The following is a 474-nucleotide window of genomic DNA, read 5'->3' as shown; positions in this document are numbered from 1 at the left end:
GTTGCGGTGCACTTCGTCCGGGCCGTCGGCCACGCGCAGGTGGCGTTCGTAGGCGTAGAAGTGCGTGAGCAGCGTGTCCTGGCTCAGGCCCATCGCGCCGAAGGCCTGCATCGCCCAGTCGATCACCTTGACGCAGTTGTTGGGCGTCAGCACCTTGATCATGGCGATCTCTTTCGCCGCGACCTTGTTGCCCACCGTGTCCATGCGGTAGGCCGCGTTCAACACCATCCAGCGCGACTGCTCGATCAGCATGCGCGACTCGGCAATGCGCTCGCGCCACACGCCCTGCTCCGACAGCGGCTTGTGGAAGGCGGTGCGCGACACCAGCCGCTGGCACATCATCTCCAGCGCGGCCTCGGCCATGCCGATGGCGCGCATGCAGTGGTGGATGCGCCCGGGGCCGAGGCGGCCCTGCGCAATTTCGAAGCCCCGGCCTTCGCCCAGCAGGATGTTCTCGACCGGCACGCGCACGTT

1 protein-coding gene is annotated in these 474 nt (G+C 67.3%); it reads right to left on the bottom strand.

What is annotated here, in order from left to right:
• The coding region (locus tag DBV14_RS33910) for an acyl-CoA dehydrogenase family protein (protein WP_260397050.1) at nucleotides 1-474 on the bottom strand (474 nt) is incomplete at both ends.

Source organism: Variovorax sp. KBW07, from assembly GCF_003852515.1.
Lineage (GTDB): Bacteria > Pseudomonadota > Gammaproteobacteria > Burkholderiales > Burkholderiaceae_C > Variovorax.
The sequence above is the reverse complement of the archived record's forward strand: the minus strand, read 5'-3'. Positions and strand labels throughout refer to the sequence as shown.